This is a genomic window from Dehalococcoidia bacterium (genome assembly GCA_022451965.1).
Classification (GTDB): domain Bacteria; phylum Chloroflexota; class Dehalococcoidia; order Lucifugimonadales; family Lucifugimonadaceae; genus TMED-70.
This window is the reverse complement of sequence record JAKUNJ010000003.1, coordinates 1-25,517: the sequence shown is the minus strand read 5'-3', so window position 1 is coordinate 25,517 and position 25,517 is coordinate 1. Positions and strand designations below refer to the sequence as shown.

Here is a 25,517-nt window from a genome sequence, read left to right as displayed (position 1 = left end):
AAATTAAATGCTATCTTTCTATTAAATAAAAAAATTAGAAATCTTTATGAAATATAATATTCTTGGCAATAATGGACCTAAAGTTTCAAATATATGTTTAGGAACATGGCCCATTGGCGGAGGAATGGGAAAAATAGAACAAAAAGATGCTATAAATGCCATTCATGCATCCATTGATAATGGTGTTAATTTTTTAGATACTGCGCAGATGTATCTTGATAGTGAAAATATTTTAGGGAAAGCATTAAAAGGGAAAAAGGAAAATTTAGTATTAGCTTCAAAGCTCTCTTCATGGAGAAATACTTCAGATATAGAAAAAGCTCTAGAAAATTCATTAAGAAATTTACAAACTGATTTTATAGATTTGTATCAAATTCATTCTTGGCAAGATTCAATTCCAATGGAAGAAACAATTACAAAACTACTTGATTTAAGATCCAAGGGATATTTTAAATATTTAGGTGTTTCAAATTTTTCTTCAAAACAAATTAAAGCTATGAATGAATTCTCTGGAAATCAAATTATTTCTAGCCAACCTCATTTCTCTATATTGTTTAGACATTCAGAAATAGAAATTATTCCAGAAAGTAATAAATTAGGCATAGGGTCTATTGTATATTCACCAATAGCAAGAGGCTTATTATCTGGAAAATATAAACCTGGACATATCTTTGATAAAAATGATGCACGGTATAATCATCATACATTCCAAAAAAATCAAATGGAAAGAGGATTAAGGATTTATAATATTCTCTCTGAATGGATTGGAGATAATAATTATAATGAAACCCAACTTTCTATAGCTTGGACTTTACATACAAATGGAGTGACCTCTGCTATTTGTGGATCGAAAAATCCAGAGCAGGCAATATCAAACGCAAAAGCAGGTTGCATAAACTTAACTCAAGAAGATATATCTGAAATCAACAAATTAATTAAAGATATTTCTATATATGAACTGATTACACCAAAAAGGTTTAGTGCCAATCAACCCCATACTCATCCCTGATATCTTCAAAAATCTTAGACAAACCTATGGTACCATATTGCAAGGAAGAACCTATATTCATCATTGTATATCCTTCCTTAATCCATTGTTTAGCGTGTTCTACATCACCCATAGTTGTAGCCAATGCTTTACCCGTACCTTTGACCTTATGAGCTAAATCAACCATTACATTTGCAGTTTTAGAATTAGTAGCATCATCACCAGGAAACCCTAAGGATGCTGATAAATCTGCAGGTCCAGCTAAAATCACTTCAAAATTAGGAATAGCAAGTATTTCATCTATCTGCTCATAAGCCTCAACAGATTCCATCTGCAGTATTAATAGAGTTTCATCATTAGCATTATCAACTACATCTCTGGCAGATACTCCATCAAGATATCCTGCAAAAAAAGGAGCTATACCTCTTTCACCAATTGGAGGGTATTTAGCATCATGAATTGCTTGTTTAACCTCATCTGTATTGTCAACCTGAGGAATCATTACTCCAACTGCCCCCACATCGTACGCCTTTTTAATGTAAGCGGGATCATTCCAAGGAATTCTTATAACAGGAGCAACTCCTTTTTTTCTACCATCGACACATAAAGTACCCATAGACTCAGTACCCCAAGGATTATGTTCAGTATCTATCCAGACCCAATCAGGTTTACAATTATAGGTTGCATTTGCAATATGGGGTTCGAAGCTAGGCATACTAGTTGATAAAACTGGTTTTCCAGTCGCAAGTTTTTTTCTAATGTCACTCGGATACATTTCTTTCTCCTGTATTGATGATTTTTTTACATATATTGTTATACTATGTTTGAGTATACCCCTTACCATTGATATTGAAAATAGAAAAGGAGAATAATAATGGAACTAACTAATTTTGCTTTTTTCCCACCTATTGATGATATAAAAAATGAATTAATAAAAAGACTTAAGATTGATTTTCCTAAAATAGATTTCCTAATACTTAATGATGAAAGTGAAGTTTTAGAAAATATTCATATCATTGAGGCTGGTTATGGATGGGTTTCACCTGAAGCTATAAGAAATGCAAAAAAATTAAAATGGTTAGCAAATCCTGATTCTGGAAGTTTTGTAAATGATTCAGGAAAGGATGGGTGGTTCTATAAAGAACTTGTTGAACATCCATTAGTAGTTACAAACCCTAGAGGCATATATTTTGACTACATAGGCAATCATGTTATGGCTTATTTGTTATCACTATCGAAGAGATTGCCTGATTTTTTGGAGGCTCAAAAAAAAAGAAGTTGGAACAAAAATGCAAATAGACATAAAGCTATTCATCTTGATGAAGCGACTATTATGATAGTTGGAGCAGGGGGAATTGGACAAGAAGTTGGAAGGCTGTGTAAAGCATTTAATATGAAAGTAATTGGTGTAGATCCAAAATTTGAGAAACTCAAGTATTTTGACAAACTTATAACTCAAAAAGAAATTGAAAAAGAAATTTCTGAAGTTGATATTTTAGTTTCAACGGTAATGCATACACCTGAAACTCACTATATGTTCAATTTAGAATTATTCAAAAAAATGAAAAAAACTTCTATTTTTATAAATGTCGGAAGAGGAAAAACAACGAGTCTAGACGATTTAGTTAATGCTTTAGAAAATAATATTATTTCTGGCGCTGGTTTAGATGTTTTTGAAGAAGAACCTTTACCTTCAAATCACAAATTATGGACTACTCCCGGAGTAATTATAACTCCTCATGTTGCACTTTTAGATGCAGGAGACACAATAACTAATAGAAGGTATGAAATTATCAAAAAGAATATTAGTCTCTTCAATCAAGGGAAAAAACTTCACAATATAGTGGATAAAGAAAAATGGTACTAATTTTATTTTGATATAGAAATTATTATTGCTCCAAAAAAAATTATTAATATCGCTAAAAATCTAGTTATTGTTAGTTTTTCTTTTAAGAAAAAATAGCTCCATATAATTCCAAACATTATAGTTAATTCTCTAGCTGTAGCAGCATAACTCATTTTAGAAATATTTAAAGCATAAAGCATCACGGAATATGCAATATACATAATTACTGATCCACCTATAACTGTAAGATAATTATTTTTAAATTGAAATTTTAAATCTTCTATTTTATTTTTACTACCTGTAAATAAAATAGCTCCTAAAGATCCTCCAATCGTAATTAATATTGGATAAATGAAAGGATGTACCGATGATACTGCCTTTTTATCTACTATGGTATAAAGTGAAATATTTAATCCTACCAATATTGATAAAAAAATACCTATTAGTAAATTTTTATTTATGGTTATATTTTTATTAATTACTGGAATTAAAGAAATAAATACTAGTCCAATAAAAATCATTGATATTCCAATTATCGCTGTGAATGTTACCGATTCATTTAAAAAGATCATCCCCCAAAATGGAATAAAGAAAACAGCACTCCCTCTTGCTAGAGGATATACGATAGATAAATCAGCTAATTTATATGCTTTACCTAAAAAAGCATAATAAAAAACTTGAAGAACTGAGTTAATTAATATGAATAACCACGATTCTAAACTGATAGAATTTATCAAAATGTAACCAATTGCTAGTGGAGAAAATATTACCCATGAACCAATAGCAATTAAGACGAGCATTATTTGAGGATTATCAGATTTTTTTACAAGAAAATTCCAATACGAATGTCCTAAACAATAAAGAAGTATTAAAAAAGTTGCAAATAACGTCATTTTTTAAGAGAATTTTTTAGATACTATCGTAAAAAGTAAAAAAAAAATAGAAGTGAGATTTAAATGAATTATAGGAATTTAGGAAACTCAGGAATTTTAGTTTCTGAAATTGGCCTTGGGACTAATAATTTTGGAAGAAAATTAAATTACAAAGAGTCTGAGATAATCATTAAATCAACTTTGGATCATGGTATAAATTTATTAGACACTGCCGACATGTATTCTAATGGTCTTTCTGAAGAATACATTGGAAAAGCAACTAAAGAAAATAGAGATCAATATATTATTGCATCAAAAGGTGGTATGAATCCCATGCCTTCTCCTACTGATACAAAAGTAGCTCAAAGAGTAAATGAAGGCCCAAATAAATCTGGGTTATCATCAGTGCATATAAAAAGATCCGTAGATGAAAGCTTAAAAAGATTACAGACTGACTATATAGACTTATATCAAACTCATATTTTTGATCCTTTCACCAGACAAGAAGAAACTCTAAAAGCATTAGATGATTTAGTTACTCAAGGTAAAATTCGATATATTGGATGCTCTAATTATATGGCTTTTGAATTAGTCGAAGGAATTCATATTTCAAGAAAATATGGATGGGCTGAATTTGCAACTATTCAACCTGAGTTTTCTATGTTCGAAAGAGAACCAGAATCTGAACTCATACATGCATGTGATAAATATAATGTTGGAATACTCCCCTACTTTCCTCTTGCATCAGGTTTTCTTACAGGAAAATATAAAAGAGATCTTATACCAGAGGATGGTAGATTAGCTGGTGGAAATACTGCATGGAGTGAAAAATGGCTAAATGATGAAAATTTTGAAATTATAGAAAACTTAGAACTTTGGGCTAATAATAAAGGAATTACTATGGTTCAGCTAGCATTTGCTTGGCTTTTATCAAAAAGATCAGTAAGTTCTGTTATAGCTGGAGCTACTAAGGTTGAACAAGTTAAATCCAATTCTGAAGCTTCAGGAGTAGAATTATCCAATAACGATCTAGAAGAAATTGATAAAATTTTGCCTCAAACAAATAAAGCTGGCGTTGGTAATTTACCTAGAAGAATTCAGAATACTCCTTAGTTTTTCTCTAAATAATTCATCGCAGACTTAACGCCTCCAGAATTATAGTCTATTTCTCCTAGTGATAATCCCATCTCAACGGAACTTAATGTTCCCAATAACATAGGATCATTAAAGTCTCCTAAATGGCCTATTCTGATTATTCTTCCTGACCATTTCCCCAATCCTGTGCCTAAAGATGTATTGAATTTCTCTAGAATAATTTTTCTTATAAAGTCAGCATTAACTCCTTCTTTAAAGATAATACTTGTTAATGAATTTGAGTATTCATCCTCGTTTAATGGAAGTAATTCTAATCCCCAATTTTTTACAGCAAGCCTAGTTGCATTTGCATGCCTTTCATGTCTTTTAAAAACATTATCAAGTCCTTCTTTTTTTAATAATTTCAACGCTTCTTCTAAGCCAAAAAGAATATTAGTTGAAGGTGTATAAGGGAAAAATCCATTAATATTATTAGTGATCATTTCATTCCAATCCCAAAAGGATCTTTTGTAATTATTAGACTTAGAAGCTTCTATAGCTTTCTCACTAACAAAATTAAATGCTATACCAGGCGGTAACATTAAGCCTTTTTGAGATCCTGCTATGGTAACATCTACATTCCATTCATCATGAGAATAATCAATAGAGCCAAGCGAAGAAATTGTGTCTACCATTATTATGGCTGGATGCCTGAGAGACTTAATCATTTTTATTATACTTGGGATTTTTGAAGTTACTCCAGTAGAGGTCTCATTATGAACCATACAGATAGCTTTAATATTGTGATCTTTATCTTTTTTTATAACATCAGCAATTTTTTCAGCATCAACCCCTGATCTCCAATCTCCACTAATATAGTCAACTCTAAATCCTAATTTTTCAGCCATAGTTTTCCATAATGTAGAAAAGTGACCAGTCTCAAACATCAGTATTCTATCACCTTCTGAAAGTATATTTACCAAAGAAGCTTCCCAAGCACCAGTACCTGATGATGGAAAAATTATAGGAGTTGATTCTTTTCCTTTTACAACTTCCTTTAATCCTTCGATAATATTTTTAGTCATATTTGAAAATTCAGGACCTCTGTGATCAATAGTTGGATAACTTATTGCCCTTAAAACACTATCTGGAACATTCGTAGGCCCAGGAATTTGAAGGAAATGCTTCCCGTTTTGTGTCATAGCTACCTCTTTGGATTATTTTGCTAACTGTATTATATCTATGAAATATATTTTATGATGATAAGTAAATAATTATTAACATTGAATACGTTCATTTTATTACAAGTTATTATTACCTGCTTTCTAGGTGCAGCATCACCTGGGCCAAGTTTAGTTTTAATATCTAGAAATGGAATAGCAAACGGTATATTAAGCGGAACAACAACAGGCTTAGGTCACGCTGTAGGCATTTTCTTTTACTGCATGATATCAATCATAGGAATATCTTTATTCTTTAGAATAAATTCTAAAGTATTAGATTATCTAACATTAATATTAGTTATCTATCTTGTTTTCTTAGCAATAAAAATTCTTAGATCTAATTCAAACATAAAACAAAATATAATTTCAAAAAAATTACTCACAGAAAACTTCATAGAAGGTTTTTTGATTTGTTTCTTTAATCCAAAAATAACAATCTTTTTCTTCGCAATTTTTTCTCAATTCATTAAATCTGAAACTACTATTTTTCAAATCTTTTATCTTGCTTCTATTGCTTCAATAATAGATTTTCTTTGGTATACCTTTGTCTCATTTTCTGTAGGAAATAGTGCTATTAGGAAATTTTTAAATAAAGAAAAAATATTAAATCTAAGTTCTAGTATGATACTGATTGGAATTTCATTATTCATCGTATATAAACTACTTATAAATTAGACACCTGGGAAAGTATTAATATACATATAAAAATGGCTATATTTATGGATACTCATCATAAAAATAAAAATTCCATTTTTCTGGGAAAAAAATTTATTGATTATTATTATTTTTATATTATTATTCTAATAACTTGATAAATATTCAGAGGAACTGCTAGATAATAGTCTGAAAAGTAGTGGTCTTTTTCGGCTTTCGGCGACGAAAAGTTTTTAAGAGTTTTTACCCTGTGTAAATAATGCTATCTGATTTATTATCAAGAAATAAGCCCGCTTCTTTGGCTTACTGGTTGATGCTCAGGCAGTTTACTCTGGAGGTGGGTTTTATTATTTAAGAATGTGCCAAATAGGTTGTTAAGAAAAAATAAATCATCTATTCTAATTCATATATTTGTATATAAAAATTGAAAAAAAATAAAAACATAACAGCTTATTCAATACAAGATTTTTCTCAATGCCAGCATAAAACTTGGCTAGACTTTTTAGAAACTCCCAAAGATTTTTCTAAAAATTATGATCCTTGGTTAGAAATTATAAGAAAAATTGGAATAGAACATGAAAGAAATTATTTAGACGACTTAAGAAAATCTGAAAACATTTATGAAATTGATAAAAATCTTAGCTTTGAAGAAAAAGAAGAACTAACAGATGAAGCAATAAAAAGAAATGAAAAAATTATTTATCAACCATACCTAAGATATAAAAAATTTACAGGATCACCAGACTTTTTAGTATTCAAAGATAATTATTATGAGCCCTGGGATGTAAAATCTGGATTCAGAATAAAGCCTGAAAATATTTTACAATTATGTCATTATTCTTATATTTTGGATAAAAAATATAGTTTACTCCCAAATTCTGGAAAAATAATTCTAAGAGATAAATCTTCACATGATATTGAAATAAGAAGGTATTTTGAATATTTTCTTAATATAAAAAATAGAATTTTAGATTTTATAAATTCCCAAAATGAAATCCCTGAAGCTTCTAAATGTAATTTATGTAACGTATGTGATTATAAACTGCTATGCGAAGCCAATTGGAAAAAAGAAGATCACCTAAATCAAGTTGCAAATATTAAAAAAAATCAAATAAAATTCCTACAAAACCAAAATATTGATACTCTTGAAAAATTATCTAAAATAGATTCAAATATTCAAATCAAGGGAATAAATAAAAATTCTTTAGAGATTCTAAAACTACAATCCTCTTTGCAGTTAAACGAACGAAATTCAAAAAAATTAGAATATAAAATAATATTTAACCAAAAAAAAGAAATTAACGATCCTAATAAATTAATTGGTTTTGAAATCTTACCAGAACCATCTCAAAATGATCTATTTTTTGACATTGAAGGATATCCAATGTATTTCGATGATAATTCTAAATCATCAGGCTTAGAATACCTATTTGGGATTTATTATAGATCTTTTGGTCAAGAGACTTTTTTGAAGTTTTTAGCTATAAATCATCAAGAAGAAAAAAAAGCATTTGAGGATCTAATTGATTTTATTTTTTCTCATCTAAAAAAATATAAAGATGCCCATATTTATCATTACAATGCTTATGAAGAAACAGCATTAAAAAAACTTTCTCTAAAATATGAAACTAAAATATTTGAGGTTGATTATATTCTTAGAGAAAAAAAATTAATTGACTTATTTAAAGTAGTTAAAGATTCACTACTTATATCAGCAGAAAATTATAAATTAAAAACTATTGAAAAGTTCTATCAAATTAATAGAGAAGAAGATATTTCATCAGGTCAAGACAGTTTAGTTGCATTTGAAAAATACTTAGATAGTGGGCATGAAGAAATTTTAGAAGAAATAATTTTGTACAATCAACAAGATTGCAAATCATTAATTTATCTTCAAAATTGGCTTAATGAAATAAAACCAAAGAACATAAATTTCAATAAAAATTTAATTGATGAAAAAATTAGTGAATCAAATCTAGAACAAATTCAGATTGAAAAAAATCTTAGTTTAACAATAAAAAATCTTGATGAATCTGAAAAAGATATTAAACCCATTTTAGATCAATTAAATTTTTATAATAGAAAAGAACAAAGACCTGACTGGTGGAGTTTTTTTTCAAATAAAGAAAAAGATACGGAAGATCTTATAGAAGATAATAGTTGTATTGGTGGATTAAATCTAACTAATGAAAGTAATGATGGAAACTATAAAATACTTAATTTCAAATATCCCGAACAAATTACTAAAATGAAACCCGGCGACTCCGTTTTAGATCAGAATGGTGAGAATTCTGCTATGATCCTATCTGTTGATTACAAAAACTTTGAAGTGAAGATAAGATTAGGTAAAAATAAAATACCACCTTTATCATTGACTCCTTCACAGCCACTAAATACTAAATCTATTGATAATGCTGTTGCGGAATTCATAAAAGACTATAGCTATAAAAATTCTTACCCCGCAATAAAATCTATGTTACATAAAAAAGATACTTCATATAAAGGAAAGTTTGAATTTAATAATTCAATACAGGCTATAAAAAATAGAATAAAAAATATGAACAATTCTTATATTGTCATGCAAGGACCACCTGGGACAGGAAAAAGCTTTATAACCTCAAGAATAATCTTAGATCTTATTGAATCAAACTATAGAATTGCAATCGTTTGTCACTCTCACAAAGCTATAATAAACCTTATTAAATCAATAGATGACTTTGCTGTTGAAAGTAAAGTCTATTTCAAAGGGATATATAAGTCTAGTTCAAAAAAAATTGATCACCTATTTTCAAATATACAAATAGGTGATACTAACAAAGTTAACGTAAAAGATTACCAATTGGTAGCAGGTACAACTTGGGCTCTATCAAATTCTAATCATAGGATAAATAGTAAAGAGGATAAAAATTTTGATTACATTTTCTTTGATGAAGCAGGTCAAATGAGTATTTCAAAAGTTATAGCTTCTTCTTTATCTGCAAAAAATATAGTTCTTATAGGTGATCACATGCAATTACCTCAACCAACTACTGGCAATATAGAAGGAGAATCATCCTTATCACCTATTGAGTATTTGATTTCAGAAAAAAATACTATAAGCAATGATAAGGGTATTTTCTTAGACAAAAGTTACAGAATGCATTCAAGTGTTTGTGAGTTTATTTCAGATAGTTTTTATGAAAAAAGACTCCATAGCGATGAATTGAATAAAAATCAAAAAATAATTATTAAGGATAAAGAAATTCATAATGGTATTTTTGTGGCAGATATTAATCATTCTGATTATTCAGTGCAAAATATTGAAGAAGCTCAATTCACGAAAAATATATATAAAAAACTTATAAATAACACTTGGATAAATAGAGAAAATGAGAAGAAAAAAATAACTCAAAAAGATATTTTAATTGTTAGCCCATTTAATGCTCAAGTTAACTTAATTAAAGAAGAAATTCCAGAAGCACAAGTAGGTACAATAGATAATTTTCAAGGGCAAGAAGCCCCAATTGTAATAGTATCGTATGCTTCTTCAGACCCAGAAAATATCCCAAGAGGTTCAGACTTTTTCTTTGACTTTAGGAGATTAAATGTATCAATTTCAAGAGCAAAGTGTTTAGCAATAATTCTGCTCAATTCAAGATTACTAAGTTATTATTGTTCCTCAATAGAAGATATGGAAAGATTGAATTATTTTTGCAAGTTAAATTCTCTTGACAATAATATTGATAAATTAATAAACATACTTGACTGAGATCCAAAAATAAAAAAACTTAAAAACTCTTAAATTATTTTTGGCACGCCCGGGAGGACTCGAACCCCCAACCCTCTGGTTCGAAGCCAGATGCTCTATCCAATTGAGCTACGGGCGCATATCTGGGGTGGGCGGAGGGGATCGAACCCTCGATCTACCGGGTCACAGCCGGTCGTGTTAACCACTACACCACGCCCACCATGGGTAGTACTAATTATTAGCAGGTCCTTTACCTATGGATTTTCGATACTCATTAATTGTCTCATGAGAAGGAGGATAATACTTGCCAGGAACAACGTTTTCTTTAATAATTTTTTCCTTCACAAAAGCTTCTGCTCCTTCAAGGTCCTCTACCCACTCTATACATTCTTCAGCAAACCAAGAAGGTACAACTACTACTCCATCATTATCTCCTACTATCACATCTCCAGGTCTTACCAGTGCTCCTCCACACTGTATATCAATATTTTCTTCCGCCGGTTCTGCCCATGGCCTACCTCCATATGGTGTTCTTTCTTGAGCATAAACAACTAAGTCATAACCTTCCTGTTCTAGGACATCCAAATCTCTGATTGCTCCATCAGTTACTAATCCAGCTGCTTTATTCATTTTCAGTAGCAATAATTTCACATCTCCAGCTATAGCTGCATATTTAGCTCCCATCATATCTGCTACAAGAACATCGTCTTCTCCACATCTAGACATTGCTAGCATTTCTGGTGATTTTTCCATATCTTTCTTTGTCTCAAAATCAATGTCTAATCTTGGTGGCAAAAACCTTAATGTCCTTGCTCTAGCAGCCAGTCTTTTATTGGGAGTCATTGTTCTAACTCCTTCCATATATGGTAATGGAACACCCAAATAAATATTTAAGCATGACCAAACTGTTGCAACTGGCACTTTCTTAAATCTATCTAATATTTCTTTACTTACTTCTACCGATTTATAAGATCTTTCCATAGTTCCCTCTTCTATTATTGCAATATATTTGCTAATTCTATCAATAATCTTGTAGGTATCCCAGTTGCACCTTTATTATGCCATCTATCATCAGAATTTGTCATCATATTTGCTGCTATATCTAGATGAACCCAGGGAGTATCCTTAACAAAATGATGAATAAAATGAGCCGCAGTTATAGATCCAGCATTTCTACCTCCCGTATTTTTTATATCAGCTATCAAGGAATTATTTTGTTTTTTTGAAATTGAATCTAATGGAAGTTCCCAAACTGTATCTCCAGTCTCTAAACCAGCGCTGATAACTTTTTCCATTAATTCACTATCATTTGAAAAACCTGAAATATTACCCCTACCAAGCCCTATTGCTGCTGCTCCTGTTAATGTTGCAACATCTATAATTGCTTTAGCATTCAATCTTTTGGCGTAAGTAACACCATCTGCTAATGTCAGCCTACCTTCTGCATCAGTATTTTCAATTTCTATAAATGTTCCGTCCATAGCTTTAACAACATCGCTTGGTCTTTGTGCACTACCACTTGGCATATTTTCAGTTGCTAAGCATAATGCCTCTACATTAATATTTAATCTAAGATCTGAGATAGCTTCGATTGCTGAAATTACAGATGCAGATCCGCCCATATCACCTTTCATTGAAAGCATTGACCCTGAAGGTTTCAAAGATAATCCTCCGCTATCAAACATAATAGCTTTACCAATAAACCAGATAGAATTTTCTTCTTTTTTTGGTTTATATGAGAGATGAATAAGCTTTGAAGGCTCAACTGAGCCTTTTCCAACACCTAAAAATGCATTCATTCCAAGTTTTTGACATTCATCCTCGTCTAAAATTTTGCATTGAATACTTTTACTAGATAATTTTTGTGCATATTGAGATAACTCAGAAGGTGATAAGGTATTTGCAGGCTCATTAACTAGATTCCTTGCTTTCATTTCAGCCCTAGAAGTTATGATTGCTTTTTCGATTATGCTCCTAATTTGATCTTCTTTAATTTTAGATATTATCAAAATATTTGTGATTTCATTTTCATTTTTAGAACCTGACTTATATTTATCAAATACATATCTACCTAACAAAAATCCTTCAAAAGCTGAAAGTATAAAATTATCAGAATTTTGAGTTTTATTATTTATTGAATCCATTAAAAAAGATATATCATTGATATTTTTCGCAAGAGATATTCTTCCCAAATTTGCAAATGCTGAGCGTATAGAATCATTATTTGCTTTTTCAATATCTCCTAAACCTACAACAAAGATTTTAGAATATTTACTATTTTTAAAAATTTTATTTGGAGTATATATTATTTCAACTTTACCACTTTCAGAACTAAGCTCTTCTGAAGAAATCATTTCTGAAACTATTGAGTTAGACATATTATCTAAATCTTTGAAATCAAATTTATTATTACTATAAAGACCAATAACTAATGAATCAGATTTTGAATTATACTGAATATCTTTTATTATTTTATAATTTATTTTTTTCATATTTGTATCTTATTTTTATTTTTTTTAAATTCTAATACTAAATTTATACAAAAACAAAATGAATATTATTATTCTTGTTTGAACTAGATTTTTGAATTTGTTCAAAACTTTAACTAAAAAAGTTCAAAAATAAGTACTTTGGTACCTTTCTTTTTTCTTGAATAGAGATTAGATTTTGTTTAAATTCAAAAAATTTACTGGGGGGTAAATATTGAAAAGTATAAATTCAGTCAAAGTAGTTAGTGATGGTTCATATTTGTTAGATGGTGGACCATTCTTTGGTCCGGTGCCTAAAGTTCTTTGGGAAAAACAAGCTAAGCCAGATAGAAAAAATAGAGTAAGGCTTGGCCTAAACTCTCTACTAATTAGGAGTGGTGAGGAAAATATATTAGTAAATACAGGTATAGGATCAAAACAACCTGAAATTAATAGAGAAATTTATGGGCATGCTTCATCTAGGCTTATTAGAAACTTAAAATCTAATGGTGTTTCAGCAAAAGATGTAAATAAAGTTATCCTAACTCAATTACATTTTGACCATTCAGGTGGATCAACTTCACTAGATAGAGAAGGAAAATTAATTCCTACATTTCCTAAAGCTAAATACGTAGTTCAAAAGTCTGCTTGGGATGAAGCCTTCAATCAAGATGAAAGATTGCTTCCAGCATATGGCCACCCAGTTGATCATCTTAACATTCTTGAAGAAAGAGAAATGGTAGAATTTATAGAAGGAGATACTGAAGTTAGTCCCGGTGTATTCTGTGAAATGATAGATGGTTATTCTGAAGGTCACCAAATAGTAAAAGTTAATGCTGGTTCAGAAAGAATAGTTTATTTATCAGAATTAATACCTGCCCCTTCTCACCTACCATTGGCTTATATTACAGCCTATGACAGATATCCTGATCAAACCCTAGAAATCAAAAGAAGAATTATAGCTCAATGTGAACAACAAGGTTGGTTAATGGTTTTTGCACATGGATATAAAGAATATGCTGGTTATATCAAGAGAATGAATCAAACATTATCACTAGAACCTATAGCTATTTAGAAATAATACCTACAAGATTATTATCTTCTATAGATTCTATTTTTACTTTTGTTATAGCAGTGTTTGTTCTTTTATTTTCAGATTTAGCTAAAGAAAAATAAGAATAATTTTCTGTATAACCTGAATTTCTATATTTATTCTCCCATAAGACCTTTTGTTCTGTATCAATTAGTGATTTCAGAAATTTTTCTTTGAGTAGCCTAGAAATATTCCTAATTTCTTTAGCTCTTTCTGTTACTAAGGAAGTTTGTATTTTATCTTTGAGGTAAAATGCTGAAGTGCCTGGTCGAATTGAATATGGAAAAACATGTATTTCAGATATATTTGAATCAATTAATAATTTTTTTGTGTCTAAATGATCTTCTTCTTCTTCTCCTGGGAAACCAACTATAATGTCTGTTGTTATTGAAGAATTAGGAATTGTAAGTTTAATTTTATTCACTATTTTTGTAAATTGATCTGTTGTATATTTCCTTCTCATTGATTTCAAAACATTGTTTGATCCACTTTGTAGAGGAATATGAAAATGAGGACATAATATATTTTTATAATTTTTATTTGTCCAAAGATCTAAAATTTCATCACTAAATTCATGGGGTTGAACAGATGATAACCTTAATCGAGTTATATTTGTTCTATTCAAAATATTTACTAATAATTTATATAAACTCATTTCTTTTAGGTCATATCCATATGTTCCAAGCTGAGTTCCAGTTAGAACTACTTCCTTGCATCCTTTAGAAACTAAATAATTTATTTGATTAATTATTTCATCTTGATCTATAGAATTTTCCCTACCTCTAACCTTAGGTACAATACAGTAACTACATATTTGATTACAACCTTTTTGAATTGCAATAGAAGCCCTTGTTCTTCCAATTAAAATATCTTCAATTTTGGGCTCAACAATAAGTGGTATATTTTTAGAGAATTTTTCTGAAAGTATTACAGGAAGCTGATTTTTTTTATCATTACTTATAATAGTATCAACTATTCCCAAAGATAAAACTTCAGATTCGTTTCTTTGAGGGTAACACCCAGTAGCAACTAAATGAATTCCAGGATTATTTTTTTTTATAAAACGTAATCTGTTTCTAGCTTTTTTATCTGCTGATTTAGTTACAGTACAAGTGTTAAGGATATAAATATCAGAATTTTCAATGTTATCAGTTAATGTAAATCCTTCTAATAGAATTTCTTTTGAAATTCTTTGAGAATCAGCTGTATTTAGTTTACATCCGTGAGTTTCTATATAGACTTTCATCTAATTACAAATATCATTATCTTTATAAAACTTAAGTATATAATGTTGAATTGGTTCTATTATTTGAATCGATGCTATTTCTTTGAATTTTAGGAGTAAAAATGACTAAAAAAGTAGTTGTAACAGGAATAGGATTAATAACCCCTTTAGGCCTTGATAGAAATTCCTCATGGAAAGGTATCACTACAGGTATGAATGGTATCAAAGAAATATCATCATTTGATACTGAAAATTTCCAAACAAAAATTGCGGCTGAAATTACTGACTTTTCACCTGATGAAATTTTAGGAAGAAAATTTGCTAAAAGGCTCGATAGGTTTTCTCAGTTTGCATGTATTGCCGCTAAAGAAGCTATAAAGGATGCAGGTATATTTATTGAATCAGTTGATGTTAATCGTTTTTCAGTATTAATTGGTAGTGGCATAGGTGGAATTATAACTTTAAGTGAACAATTTGATGTTCTAAAAGAGAAAGGACCAAATAGAATAAATCCATTTTTAGTTCCAATGATGTTAAGTGATATGGCATCTGGTCAAGTCTCTATGATGCTTGGAACAAAAGGACCAAATTTTTCTACTGTTTCTGCATGTGCTTCAGCAGCAGATTCTATAGGTCAAGGAATGAGAATGATTCAAAGAGGAGATTCTGATATTGTTTTGGCTGGAGGTTCGGAAGCAGCAATTTGCCCAATAGGAATTGCTGGTTTTAATTCTGCAAGGGCTTTATCTACAAATAATGATAATCCATCAAAAGCTTCAAGACCTTTTGATGCAGAAAGAGATGGCTTTGTATTAGGAGAAGGTGCTGGAATAATTATACTAGAAGAAGAAGAATATGCTCTTAAAAGAGGTGCTACAATTTTAGCTGAACTATCAGGATATGGTGCAACTTCCGATGCTCATCATGTAACACAACCACATCCAGAAGGAGAAGGTGCGGCCGAAGCTATGAACTTAGCCCTAAGAGACGCTGGAGTGGAAAAAGAAAAAATAGCCTACATTAATGCTCATGGTACCTCTACCCCACTAAATGATAAATTTGAAACTATTGCAATAAAAAGAGCATTTGGTGACCATTCAAAAAAAATTAAAGTTTCTTCAACAAAATCAATGACAGGTCATTTACTTGGTGCAGCCGGAGGAATTGAAGCTGCTTTTACCGTATTGGCAATCAATGAAAAAGTTGTTCCCCCAACTATAAATCTAGAAAACCCGGATATTGACTGTGATTTAGATTATGTTGCAAATCATGCCTTAAAAGGAAATGTTCCTGCAGCAATTTCTAATTCTTTAGGTTTTGGTGGTCACAATAGCTCTCTTTTATTTCAAGACTATCCTAATCAATAATGCTTGTAAGTATTGAAAATAATAAATTTACTATTCAAGAAGAAAATTCTAAAAATAAAATATTATCAAACAAAAATATATTAGAAATTCTTCTTGATAATAGATTGATCAAAGATAAAGATAGAAAAAAATTTTTACAGGACTTTGATATTGAAAAAATTGATCCATACGAATTTTCTGAAATGGAAAAAGCTGTAGAAATGATTTCAACTAAAATTAATTCAAAATCTAAAATCGGAATTTATGGAGATTTCGATGCCGATGGATTAACTGGAACAGCTATTCTTTTTGAAACCTTAAAAACACTTGGAGCAGATCCAAAACCTTTTATACCTCACAGGGAAAATGAAGGACATGGAATTTCATTAAATGGATTAAATACACTAATTGATCTAGGATGTGATTTGATAATTACTGTTGATACAGGTACAAATTCTAATGAATTAATAGATAAACTTATAGATGAAAAAAAAATAAATTTTGTTATTACAGACCATCATATTCCCGAAAAAACAAAATATAATTATCCAATAATCAATCCTGTATTTGAAAATAATAAAACAATTTATTCAGGAGCTGGCGTAGCTTGGCTATTATCTAAAGCATTATTCGATAAATTTAATATCCCAATGAAAGATGGAATTACTTCTTTAGCAACTATAGGAACTATAGCAGACGTAGCACCATTACTAAATAACAATAGAATTATTGTAAAGAATGGATTATTTGAAATTTCTAAAACCAAAAATTTTGGTATCAGGGCATTGAATAATTTAGTTGGTAAGAAATTTTTTTATGAAGCTCCTGAGAGTGAATATATATCATTTTCATTAGCACCAAGAATAAATACCCCGGGAAGAATCGAAGATGCTTACTTAGCCTTAAATTTATTAACTAGCCAAAATTCTAAGACTGCTCATAATTTATCTCAAAAAATAGAGATAATGAATGATAAAAGAAAAGATCTATCTAGAAAGCTATGGGATGAAGTTCAAGGACAAATTAACTCTCAATTTACTAATCCTATTATTATATTGGATTGCTCAGGTTATCCATTAGGTTTACTTGGTCCTTTAGCAGGAAGACTTGTCGAAAATTTATCTAAACCTATTTTATGCTTTGCTAAAAGAAATAAAATTTGTAGATTTTCCTCAAGGTCAGGAGATAATTACAATTTATTTGATAATTTGAGTAAATTACAAGATTATTATTTAAGCTTTGGTGGGCATGCAAGCGCTGCTGGTTTTTCTATTTATGCCAAGGATTTAGAATCATTCAAGAATGATTTATTTAATATAAATATTTCAAAGAAAAAATTAAATTCTACAAAAAAATATAAAATTGATCTTGAATTATCTATATCTGAATTAAATTTTGAACTATGGGACGAAATAAGATGTCTATCTCCATTTGGAGAAAAAAATCCTATTCCTATTTTTTTGGCTAAAAGAGCTAATCTAGAAAATTACAGAAAAATAGGAAAAGATAAAAATCATATGTCAGGTCAAATTTCAGCAAGAGATAAAATTTTCGATTTTATTTATTTCAACTGCGGAGACATAGAAATTAATAATGGATACATAAATTTTATATATCAATTACGGTATGATTATTGGAATGGTAAAATTCAAAAAAAACTACAATTACTCGAAATTGAAAATTGTTAGCTTTGAATCAAGCTTTTCTAGTCTTAATACCAAGAAATGCAATTGATACTACAAAACAAATAATAGCAATAAAATGTGCTTCCTGAAAACCTAAAATATAAGTTCTATCCAATCTTACCCACTGAATAGCAAATCTTCCTAGACTGTACCATGCTAAATAAACAAACCAGAGACTTCCCAAAGGCTTAAGTTTATTTCTAAGTGTAACTAAAAAAATCATTCCTAGAACATCCCAAATAAACTCATAGGCAACAGCTGGGTGTACTGCTGTATCTGGACTAGTGCCTGGAGGAAAGTGGGAATTACTGTAATTTTGAGACCTCATCACACAAGAGTAACCTGGAGAATTTGGATTTGAAAAATACCACCCAAAAAACAAATCTGTTGCTCTTGAACAATGCTCTCCATTGACTATATCACCAATTCTTCCTATAGCTTGACCTGCTAGCATTGCTGGAGCTGCAAAATCCATGAGCTGTCCCATAGTTTCAGTGGTTGCTTTGGATATCTTCAGATATAAAATTCCTCCTAAAATACCGCCTATAATTCCTCCCCATAACCCTATTCCACCTTTCCATATATAAATGAAATATAATGGGTTATCTATGTAATAGTCTAAATTATCTATTATGTGGACTAATCTAGCTCCAATGATGCCACCAATTACACCCCAAGAAGCAACATTAAATACCAAATCATCCGGAATATCCGCTTTTCTTGATTGCTTTAAGACAATATAAATTGCTGCTATAACACCAACAAGTGAAAAAAAACCATGCCATGATAATGCTAAATATTCGAACTGAAATATCATAGGATCGAAAGGTATTTTTATCATATTATTAAAGAATAGTTTTGAAATTTCTATCTATATATTAAATATTCAAAAAAAAAATTCAATTATTTTTATAGAGATTTTAGTAAAAATGTTTTTAGATGATAATTTAGAAAAATTTTATAATTTTATATCTTCAGAAAAAGGATATAGTAACAACACCTTAATGGCATACTCAAATGACCTAAAATTATTTGCGAATTTTATGGAAGAAAAAGATAAGTTCGAATGGGCTGATGTATCCACTAAAGACATAAATATTTATTTCAACTCAATTAGAAAATCATTATCTGAAAGCTCTTATAAAAGAAAGTATGCATCTATAAAGTCTTTTTTTGATTTCCTTTATAAGGAAAAATATGTTTATAAAGAAATATTTGAAAATATTAGGTCTCCAAAAGTATCCACTCCTATTCCAAAACCTCTAAGTGAAAAAGATATAAACCTATTGCTAGATTTCAAGAATAAAAATAAATTTTACTATAGAGATAGTTGTATATTTATGTTGATGTACTCTTCAGGGCTTAGAGTTAGTGAAGTAATTAATATAAAACTTGGACAATTAGACCTAGATAATCACTCTGTAAAAGTAAGAGGTAAAGGAAACAAAGAAAGAATATTACCTATTTATGAAAATGCAGTTAAATGTCTTATATTTTTTATCAAAAATATAAGACCCTTTTTTTCAAAATCTAATAATTTTTCCTCTGTTCTTTTTTCAGATAAAAATTCAAATATAATATCAAGGCAATATGTATGGAGAAGCCTAAAAAAAAGAGGATTGGAAAAAGGTATAACAAAAAATATTACCCCACATATGATTCGACATAGCTTTGCAACACATATTTTAAAAGGTGGCGCTAGCATAAGGCATGTGCAAGAATTTTTAGGTCATAGTTCTATAGAATCAACACAAATTTACACTAAAATACCTAATCAAAAACTTATTGAAGACTATAATATTGCGCATCCAAGAGGAAATAAATAAAATGTAAAAAAGGAGAATTTTATGCCTGTTGTTACATTAGAAGGTTATCTGGGTTCTGGATATCAAAATATCGGCAAAAAAGTATCAGAAAAATTAGAAATAGATTTTGTAGATAGAGTTATCTTATCTGAAGTTGCTAGAGAACTTGATACACATTTAGGTGAAATTTTAGATCTTGAAAAAAAACCTCAAGAAAAATCTTTAGTTGAGAAACTCTCAGAAAGACTTCTCAAAGCCTTAGAGAAATCTGCACTAGCTGGCGGTGGAGCAGATCCTTTTTTTGGCCAAGGTGTTGAAAATCTACTTTCTCAACCTTATAAAGACTTTCCTCATACTGAGGAATTAAGCGAAAATTTAGATTTTACTAAAGCAATTCGAAAAGTTATCAAAGAAATTGCATCAGAGGGGAGTGTCCTTATTTTGGGAAGAGGAGCTTCTGGAGTGCTAAGAAATGACCCAAATGCCTTAAAAGTTGGAATTTATTGCGATGAAGAGGTAAGAATAAAGAAGTATGCTGAAAAATATAATATTTCTGAGGAAGAATCTAGACAAAAGGTAGTAGAATACGATGAAGGAAAGAAAAATTATTACTTAAATGTTTTTCAAAAACAACCTTTAGATCCATCAATATTTAATATTATATTTAATTCTGAGCTTTTATCAGAAGATGAAATAATCGATGATATATGTGAAAATGCAAAAAAATATTTAATGAAAAGATCCAATGCCAAAAAAAAGTAAAAAGAATAGAAAAAATAGTAAACCTAATGTTTTCAAACAAACAAACTTCGATTCCTCTCAACCTGCTGATAATTCTTTACAAAGGATAGAAACAAATGAATCTAAATCTTCATCTAATAAAGTAAATGAGAAGATAGTAATTTATAACAATTCAGTTGCTCTAGAATTAAGAAAAATGGGTATCATTTCGTCTTCTCTTATAGTAATACTTGTAATATTAACTTTTATTCTTGGCTAATTCAGAATCATTCAAAAATAGATTAAAAGATATTCCTAAAAAGCCTGGAGTTTATTTACATTCAAATACCAAAAAAGAAATAATTTATGTTGGAAAAGCTAATTCTTTACAAGATAGATTAAGGTATTATTTTTCACAGCAACCCGATTTAACTCCAAAGATTATAGAGCTGGTATCAAATATAGAAGACTTTGATTTTATAGTAACAGAAACTGAGCAAGAAGCTCTTCTTCTAGAAAATCAATTAATAAAAAAATATCAACCAAAATATAATGCTAGATTAAAAGATGATAAATCTTATCCATATATAAAAATAACTAAGTCTGAAAAGTTCCCACAGATTGTAATTTCAAGAAATCCCAAAGAAGATAAAAATAAATATTATGGTCCTTATTCATCTATATCTAGCGTCAGACAAACTCTAGATTTATTATCAAAAATATTTCCCTACCGTACATGTACTAAAGAAATTACAGGTAATGACCTGAAAGCATGCTTAGAATTTGATCTAGGTAGATGTAAGGCTCCTTGTATTGGTAATAGCAATCAAAAAGAATATGAACAAATTATTAATAATGTAGAAACTTTTCTTAGTGGCAAAACATCTTCAATAGTCAAAGAGATAAAGACAGAAATGGTAAAAGCCTCAGAAGAAGAAAACTATGAAAGAGCGGCTGTATACAGAGATAGGATCAGATCTATAGAAAAAATGCTTGAGAAACAAAAGGTTTCTGGGTTACATTATGAAACTTTCGATTTAATTTCTTGTGTAAAAAATAAAAACGAAGCAATGATAGTTGTGTTTAATATTAGAAAAGGAAATATGATTGCTCATGAAAAATTTAGAATAGAAAGAACTGAATCTACAGAAATAAATGAAATCATAAGACTTTTCTTATTTGATTATTATTCAAAATCCATTTTTATACCAAAATCTATTTTAGTTTCAGAATTACCATCAGAAAAAAGTATAATAAAAGATTTTTTAGAAAATAAATCTAATAAAACCGTTAACATAAGAATACCTCTAAGAGGTACAAAAAGTAAGTTATTAAAAATGGGCATTACAAATGCAAAAGAATCATTAAAACAATGGCAAATTAAGTGGATCAATGATTCAAAGAAAACAAAAATAGCCCTAAATGATTTACAAAATGAACTTGGTCTTTTATCTCTGCCTAACAGGATTGAATGTTTTGATATTTCTCATATTCAAGGATCAAATGTTGTCGCATCTATGTCAGTATTTGAAAATGGAATACCCAAAAAGTCAGATTATAGAAGATTTAAGATATCAGAAGATAAAAATGATGATTTTGAAGCTATGAGAGAAGTTATCTATAGAAGATATAAAAAACTTTTAGATAAAAACAAAGAGATTAATAAAAAACTAGATTCATTTTCTAAGACGCCTGATTTGATATTAATTGATGGAGGTAAGGGTCAATTAAGTTCTGCTCTTCAAATATTACTTGAACTAGGTTTTTCTGATATTCCAATTGCAGGAATAGCGAAAAGAGAAGAAGAAATTTTCATGCCATATAGTGAGGAACCAATAATTTTAGATAAGTCTTCACAAGGATTATACTTATTACAAAGAGTTCGTGACGAAGCTCATCGTTTCGCAGTAACTTACCATAGGAATATAAGACAAAAAAAAGCTATAAGATCAGAGTTAGATTTTATTGATGGGATTGGAAAAATAAAGAAAAAAGCATTACTTAAAAAATTTGGTTCTACAGAGGAAATTAAAAAAGCATCTATAAAAGAATTGATTTCAATAAAAAATATAAATCTGAGTTTGGCTAAAAGTATACTAGAAACACTAAACTCTAAATAAATCTAATCTAGATTCCAATAATTTTATTGCAGCAAGCAATGATTCCTTAGATTCTTCTATTTCAATACTTACTCCACTTAGTTCTAGTTTTATTTCTTTAGTTTCTAATATTTGTTTATCCTCTTGGATGAAATTTGATCTATGTAGTCGTAAATCTAAAATTAAGTTTTTAATTTTTCTTAAGTTTTTACTAGAAATTTTTTGTGGAATTATCCTTGATATATCATTTGTTGAAGGTGATATAGGCAAGTCTCTAGATAAGCGGTTTAATATTATAAAAGTTTTAGAAGCTTTATAAATTGCCTCTATTTTATAATTTTCAGAATTTGAGTTGAATATTTGATTAGAAAGAGTTGTTAAAGAGAAAGGGTTACCATCTGTAAGAAGGCCCCAGAGCCTTGCGGACGATAATCTAAGGTTATAAGCACCACCAGAAGCATTGAAACCCCTTAAACTAGCATACTGGTTCTTATTTATACTAGAAAAGCTTGAAAATGCGAAAGGTTCAACAAACTTAATACTTTCAGATAAAGAATAATCTGGAATTTTATTATTTTCTATGTTCATAATTACTTTCCATAATGCAGGAATAATAGAGGCATTATAGAAGCATAATATAAAAAATTGAAAAAATATTACTGATAACTTAATTACGGATATTCATAAAAATATTTTTATAGATATAAATTACATTAATAAATAAAGTAACAAATATTCTTTAAAATACACAGATTATTACCAGATCATAATATTTATTTGATTTGTTTATTAAATTAGCTTGAATCTTAAAAGAAACATTTTTTTACCTATGCAATTTTTTTTTTTGAAATATACCCATAAGTGTTACATTTAAAAAAATAGTTATTTTTTTGTAATTTAGTAGAAACAATAATAAATATATTTTTTCTACTAAATTTATAAATTAATTAGAACCTTTTCAAATATAAAAATATAAAAAATTATAATATTTATAAAAAAATAAACTCAAAATATAAAAAGGCATTTTAGAGGAAATTTATCTAAATATTAATAAATATATAGATTTAGATTGAAAATTATAATAATTTTTCAATTTTTTTAGTTATACTTCCAACAAGTATGAATAGTAAAAGTAGTAATGAAAAGGCAAATGTAGATCAATTAAGAATATGGTCTGCTTTCCTTTATTTTGATTATAGAGTTTTATGGTTCTCAACTGTCACAGCAACTGCAACTATGAATCTAAGGATGATTATTACTGCAATTTGGCTTTATGAACGAACTGGTCAAGGATCTACATTGGCTTGGCTAGGATTAATTGAACTAGCAGTAAGATTGCCAGCTAATTTATATGGAGGAGTTTTTGCTGATAGAGTAGATAGAAAAAAACTTATAGCATTCACTCAATTATTTAGTTTAGTTCTTATTGGTTCTATGGCAATACTTGAGTCAACTTCAAGCTTGGAAATATGGCATGTTTATCTAGTTTCTGGAATACTTGCTGCAAGTAGTGTTTTTGGAGGACCTGCAAGATCTGCATTTACAGCTAGAGTTGTCCCAAGAAATGTCTTAGGGCATGCTGTAGCTATGAATACTATAACTTGGCAGATTGGTACAATAGTAACTCCTTTAATAATATTGTTAAATACGGGTGATAGTGGGAGTGAATCTCTTATTTTATCTTTCTGGATAAATACTTTTTTGGCTTTTATAAGTGTAATTTCACCATTATTCATAAAAGAAAGTGGAAGAGCTTTAGATATTACTAAATCAGAGTCAGTGAATAAAAATATAGTTGAAGGATTCAAATATATAAAATCTCATCCAATACTTCCTGGATTATACATTCTTGATATCGGAGTGACTGTAGTTTCTTACTATAGAGAACTCTTTCCATTATTCGCGAGCAAATTATATCAAGGTGGAAGAGGTGCTGTTGTTACTTTAAGTATTTTTAATTCAGTTGGTGCAATTTTAGGAAGCTTACTAGTTGTTTATACTCATAAATTAAAAAGAAAGGGAGTGATTGTACTTTACGCAACATTAGTTTATGGTTTTCTATTGATAATATTTGGATGGTCAACATCGATTTATATAGGTATATTTGCTCTTGTTGCATTAGGCGCAGCAGATGCCGTAGGTATGACAATGAGGCAAACAGTCGTTCAGCTAACAACACCTGATAATATGAGAGGAAGAGCTACAGCTGCACATTCTTTAGCGGCAATGACTGCCAATGGAATTGGTAAATGGGAAGTTGGAATAATGTCTGATTTTATTGGTGCGGGAAATACAATGGTTCTTGGAGGCGTCGTGTCTATCCTTGTAGTGTTAATAATTTGGTACGGTCTTTCGGGAGTGAGAAAATATTCATATGAAGAAATTGGAGAAGTAAGAATTAAGACTTAATTTATTTTTTAGAGGCTGAGTTTTCTAACTCGGCGACCTTCATTCCTTCTCTAACATTAACTGTAGATAATAATAATGTTCCTGCAATTATTAATATCCAAATAATTAATACTCCAACCTTTTCGTCACTCGAGTTTACAGCAGCTACATATATTAAGGGCCCAATTACTGAAGCTGCTTTCATAGTAAATGCATAAAATCCAAAAAATTCAGCCGATTTCTTAATTGGAGTCATCATAGAAAAGCATGCTCTTGCTAAAGCTTGACTCCCACCAAGAACTAC

General features: G+C 29.5%; 22 protein-coding genes and 2 tRNA genes. 13 read left to right on the top strand and 11 right to left on the bottom strand.

Annotated elements, in window-relative coordinates:
- Nucleotides 1-46: 46 nt before the first annotated feature.
- Nucleotides 47-1,009, top strand: a complete 963-nt coding sequence (locus tag MK083_00780) for an aldo/keto reductase (GenBank protein ID MCH2672988.1) — start codon at nucleotides 47-49, stop codon at nucleotides 1,007-1,009.
- Here MK083_00780 and MK083_00775 read toward each other — a convergent pair.
- Nucleotides 978-1,763, bottom strand: a complete 786-nt coding sequence (locus tag MK083_00775) for an aldolase/citrate lyase family protein (GenBank protein MCH2672987.1) — start codon at nucleotides 1,761-1,763, stop codon at nucleotides 978-980. The genes MK083_00780 and MK083_00775 overlap by 32 nt on opposite strands.
- A gap of 99 nt (nucleotides 1,764-1,862) precedes the next feature.
- Between MK083_00775 and MK083_00770 the strand changes: the two genes are divergently transcribed.
- Nucleotides 1,863-2,855, top strand: coding sequence for a D-2-hydroxyacid dehydrogenase (locus MK083_00770; protein ID MCH2672986.1), 993 nt, complete (start codon nucleotides 1,863-1,865; stop codon nucleotides 2,853-2,855).
- 2 nt (nucleotides 2,856-2,857) lie between these two features.
- Here MK083_00770 and MK083_00765 read toward each other — a convergent pair whose 3' ends face one another.
- The gene (locus MK083_00765; protein MCH2672985.1) at nucleotides 2,858-3,727 is read right to left on the bottom strand and encodes a DMT family transporter; all 870 of its coding nucleotides are present in this window, start codon (nucleotides 3,725-3,727) and stop codon (nucleotides 2,858-2,860) included.
- Nucleotides 3,728-3,790: 63 nt separating this feature from the next.
- Between MK083_00765 and MK083_00760 the strand changes: the two genes are divergently transcribed.
- On the top strand, nucleotides 3,791-4,819 hold the full coding sequence (locus MK083_00760; protein ID MCH2672984.1) for an aldo/keto reductase: 1,029 nt from the start codon (nucleotides 3,791-3,793) through the stop codon (nucleotides 4,817-4,819).
- Here MK083_00760 and MK083_00755 read toward each other — a convergent pair.
- On the bottom strand, nucleotides 4,816-5,982 hold the full coding sequence (locus tag MK083_00755; GenBank protein ID MCH2672983.1) for an aminotransferase class V-fold PLP-dependent enzyme: 1,167 nt from the start codon (nucleotides 5,980-5,982) through the stop codon (nucleotides 4,816-4,818). The genes MK083_00760 and MK083_00755 overlap by 4 nt on opposite strands.
- An 81-nt stretch (nucleotides 5,983-6,063) precedes the next feature.
- Between MK083_00755 and MK083_00750 the strand changes: the two genes are divergently transcribed.
- Nucleotides 6,064-6,678, top strand: coding sequence for a LysE family translocator (locus MK083_00750; GenBank protein MCH2672982.1), 615 nt, complete (start codon nucleotides 6,064-6,066; stop codon nucleotides 6,676-6,678).
- Between the two features lie 403 nt (nucleotides 6,679-7,081).
- Nucleotides 7,082-10,405, top strand: a complete 3,324-nt coding sequence (locus tag MK083_00745; protein MCH2672981.1) for a TM0106 family RecB-like putative nuclease — start codon at nucleotides 7,082-7,084, stop codon at nucleotides 10,403-10,405.
- A 41-nt stretch (nucleotides 10,406-10,446) separates the two neighbouring features.
- Here MK083_00745 and MK083_00740 read toward each other — a convergent pair.
- From MK083_00740 to MK083_00725, 4 genes are all read right to left on the bottom strand, one after another.
- Nucleotides 10,447-10,523: transfer RNA gene (locus MK083_00740), tRNA-Arg, on the bottom strand.
- Nucleotides 10,524-10,528: 5 nt separating this feature from the next.
- A tRNA-His gene (locus tag MK083_00735) sits at nucleotides 10,529-10,604 on the bottom strand.
- Nucleotides 10,605-10,615: 11 nt separating this feature from the next.
- Nucleotides 10,616-11,365, bottom strand: coding sequence for a hypothetical protein (locus tag MK083_00730; GenBank protein MCH2672980.1), 750 nt, complete (start codon nucleotides 11,363-11,365; stop codon nucleotides 10,616-10,618).
- A gap of 14 nt (nucleotides 11,366-11,379) precedes the next feature.
- The gene (locus tag MK083_00725; GenBank protein MCH2672979.1) at nucleotides 11,380-12,876 is read right to left on the bottom strand and encodes a leucyl aminopeptidase; all 1,497 of its coding nucleotides are present in this window, start codon (nucleotides 12,874-12,876) and stop codon (nucleotides 11,380-11,382) included.
- Between the two features lie 211 nt (nucleotides 12,877-13,087).
- Here MK083_00725 and MK083_00720 point away from each other — a divergent pair, with 211 nt between their 5' ends.
- Nucleotides 13,088-13,927: an MBL fold metallo-hydrolase gene (locus MK083_00720; GenBank protein MCH2672978.1), complete on the top strand. Its 840-nt coding sequence runs from the start codon at nucleotides 13,088-13,090 to the stop codon at nucleotides 13,925-13,927.
- On the opposite strand, the gene mtaB is transcribed toward MK083_00720, so the two are convergent.
- Nucleotides 13,920-15,191, bottom strand: coding sequence for a tRNA (N(6)-L-threonylcarbamoyladenosine(37)-C(2))-methylthiotransferase MtaB (mtaB, locus tag MK083_00715; GenBank protein ID MCH2672977.1), 1,272 nt, complete (start codon nucleotides 15,189-15,191; stop codon nucleotides 13,920-13,922). The genes MK083_00720 and mtaB overlap by 8 nt on opposite strands.
- A 101-nt stretch (nucleotides 15,192-15,292) precedes the next feature.
- Here mtaB and fabF point away from each other — a divergent pair, with 101 nt between their 5' ends.
- Nucleotides 15,293-16,537, top strand: a complete 1,245-nt coding sequence (gene fabF, locus MK083_00710; protein ID MCH2672976.1) for a beta-ketoacyl-ACP synthase II — start codon at nucleotides 15,293-15,295, stop codon at nucleotides 16,535-16,537.
- Nucleotides 16,537-18,204, top strand: coding sequence for a single-stranded-DNA-specific exonuclease RecJ (gene recJ, locus MK083_00705; protein ID MCH2672975.1), 1,668 nt, complete (start codon nucleotides 16,537-16,539; stop codon nucleotides 18,202-18,204). Before fabF ends, recJ begins: the two co-directional genes overlap by 1 nt.
- Nucleotides 18,205-18,211: 7 nt before the next feature.
- On the opposite strand, the gene lgt is transcribed toward recJ, so the two are convergent.
- The gene (gene lgt, locus MK083_00700) at nucleotides 18,212-19,042 is read right to left on the bottom strand and encodes a prolipoprotein diacylglyceryl transferase (GenBank protein MCH2672974.1); all 831 of its coding nucleotides are present in this window, start codon (nucleotides 19,040-19,042) and stop codon (nucleotides 18,212-18,214) included.
- An 88-nt stretch (nucleotides 19,043-19,130) separates the two neighbouring features.
- Here lgt and MK083_00695 point away from each other — a divergent pair, with 88 nt between their 5' ends.
- Genes MK083_00695 through uvrC form a run of 4 tightly spaced genes read left to right on the top strand, consistent with a single transcriptional unit; the run spans nucleotide 19,131 to nucleotide 22,846 of the window.
- Nucleotides 19,131-20,027 carry a tyrosine recombinase gene (locus MK083_00695; GenBank protein ID MCH2672973.1) on the top strand — a complete coding sequence of 299 codons (897 nt, stop codon included), beginning with the start codon at nucleotides 19,131-19,133 and terminating at the stop codon, nucleotides 20,025-20,027.
- Between the two features lie 21 nt (nucleotides 20,028-20,048).
- Complete coding sequence (locus MK083_00690; protein MCH2672972.1) at nucleotides 20,049-20,768, top strand: cytidylate kinase-like family protein; 720 nt, start codon at nucleotides 20,049-20,051, stop codon at nucleotides 20,766-20,768.
- On the top strand, nucleotides 20,752-21,006 hold the full coding sequence (locus MK083_00685; protein MCH2672971.1) for a hypothetical protein: 255 nt from the start codon (nucleotides 20,752-20,754) through the stop codon (nucleotides 21,004-21,006). The genes MK083_00690 and MK083_00685 overlap by 17 nt, the downstream gene beginning before the upstream one ends.
- Nucleotides 20,999-22,846, top strand: coding sequence for an excinuclease ABC subunit UvrC (uvrC, locus tag MK083_00680; protein MCH2672970.1), 1,848 nt, complete (start codon nucleotides 20,999-21,001; stop codon nucleotides 22,844-22,846). The genes MK083_00685 and uvrC overlap by 8 nt, the downstream gene beginning before the upstream one ends.
- On the opposite strand, the gene MK083_00675 is transcribed toward uvrC, so the two are convergent.
- Complete coding sequence (locus tag MK083_00675; protein MCH2672969.1) at nucleotides 22,832-23,413, bottom strand: hypothetical protein; 582 nt, start codon at nucleotides 23,411-23,413, stop codon at nucleotides 22,832-22,834. The two genes, uvrC and MK083_00675, sit on opposite strands and share 15 nt — an antisense overlap.
- A 531-nt stretch (nucleotides 23,414-23,944) precedes the next feature.
- Here MK083_00675 and MK083_00670 point away from each other — a divergent pair.
- Nucleotides 23,945-25,234, top strand: a complete 1,290-nt coding sequence (locus tag MK083_00670) for an MFS transporter (GenBank protein MCH2672968.1) — start codon at nucleotides 23,945-23,947, stop codon at nucleotides 25,232-25,234.
- A gap of 1 nt (nucleotide 25,235) precedes the next feature.
- Here the strand turns inward: MK083_00670 and MK083_00665 are convergent.
- A partial coding sequence (locus MK083_00665; GenBank protein ID MCH2672967.1) for an MFS transporter occupies nucleotides 25,236-25,517 on the bottom strand: 282 nt, incomplete at its 5' end.

Coding starts and splice junctions, on each gene's coding strand:
- MK083_00780 (MCH2672988.1), top strand. CDS start 47: ATGAAATATAATATTCTTGGCAATAATGGACCTAAAGTTTCAAATATA.
- MK083_00775 (MCH2672987.1), bottom strand. CDS start 1,763: ATGTATCCGAGTGACATTAGAAAAAAACTTGCGACTGGAAAACCAGTT.
- MK083_00770 (MCH2672986.1), top strand. CDS start 1,863: ATGGAACTAACTAATTTTGCTTTTTTCCCACCTATTGATGATATAAAA.
- MK083_00765 (MCH2672985.1), bottom strand. CDS start 3,727: ATGACGTTATTTGCAACTTTTTTAATACTTCTTTATTGTTTAGGACAT.
- MK083_00760 (MCH2672984.1), top strand. CDS start 3,791: ATGAATTATAGGAATTTAGGAAACTCAGGAATTTTAGTTTCTGAAATT.
- MK083_00755 (MCH2672983.1), bottom strand. CDS start 5,982: ATGACACAAAACGGGAAGCATTTCCTTCAAATTCCTGGGCCTACGAAT.
- MK083_00730 (MCH2672980.1), bottom strand. CDS start 11,365: ATGGAAAGATCTTATAAATCGGTAGAAGTAAGTAAAGAAATATTAGAT.
- MK083_00725 (MCH2672979.1), bottom strand. CDS start 12,876: ATGAAAAAAATAAATTATAAAATAATAAAAGATATTCAGTATAATTCA.
- mtaB (MCH2672977.1), bottom strand. CDS start 15,191: ATGAAAGTCTATATAGAAACTCACGGATGTAAACTAAATACAGCTGAT.
- fabF (MCH2672976.1), top strand. CDS start 15,293: ATGACTAAAAAAGTAGTTGTAACAGGAATAGGATTAATAACCCCTTTA.
- recJ (MCH2672975.1), top strand. CDS start 16,537: ATGCTTGTAAGTATTGAAAATAATAAATTTACTATTCAAGAAGAAAAT.
- lgt (MCH2672974.1), bottom strand. CDS start 19,042: ATGATAAAAATACCTTTCGATCCTATGATATTTCAGTTCGAATATTTA.
- MK083_00695 (MCH2672973.1), top strand. CDS start 19,131: ATGTTTTTAGATGATAATTTAGAAAAATTTTATAATTTTATATCTTCA.
- MK083_00690 (MCH2672972.1), top strand. CDS start 20,049: ATGCCTGTTGTTACATTAGAAGGTTATCTGGGTTCTGGATATCAAAAT.
- MK083_00685 (MCH2672971.1), top strand. CDS start 20,752: ATGCCAAAAAAAAGTAAAAAGAATAGAAAAAATAGTAAACCTAATGTT.
- MK083_00675 (MCH2672969.1), bottom strand. CDS start 23,413: ATGAACATAGAAAATAATAAAATTCCAGATTATTCTTTATCTGAAAGT.
- MK083_00670 (MCH2672968.1), top strand. CDS start 23,945: ATGAATAGTAAAAGTAGTAATGAAAAGGCAAATGTAGATCAATTAAGA.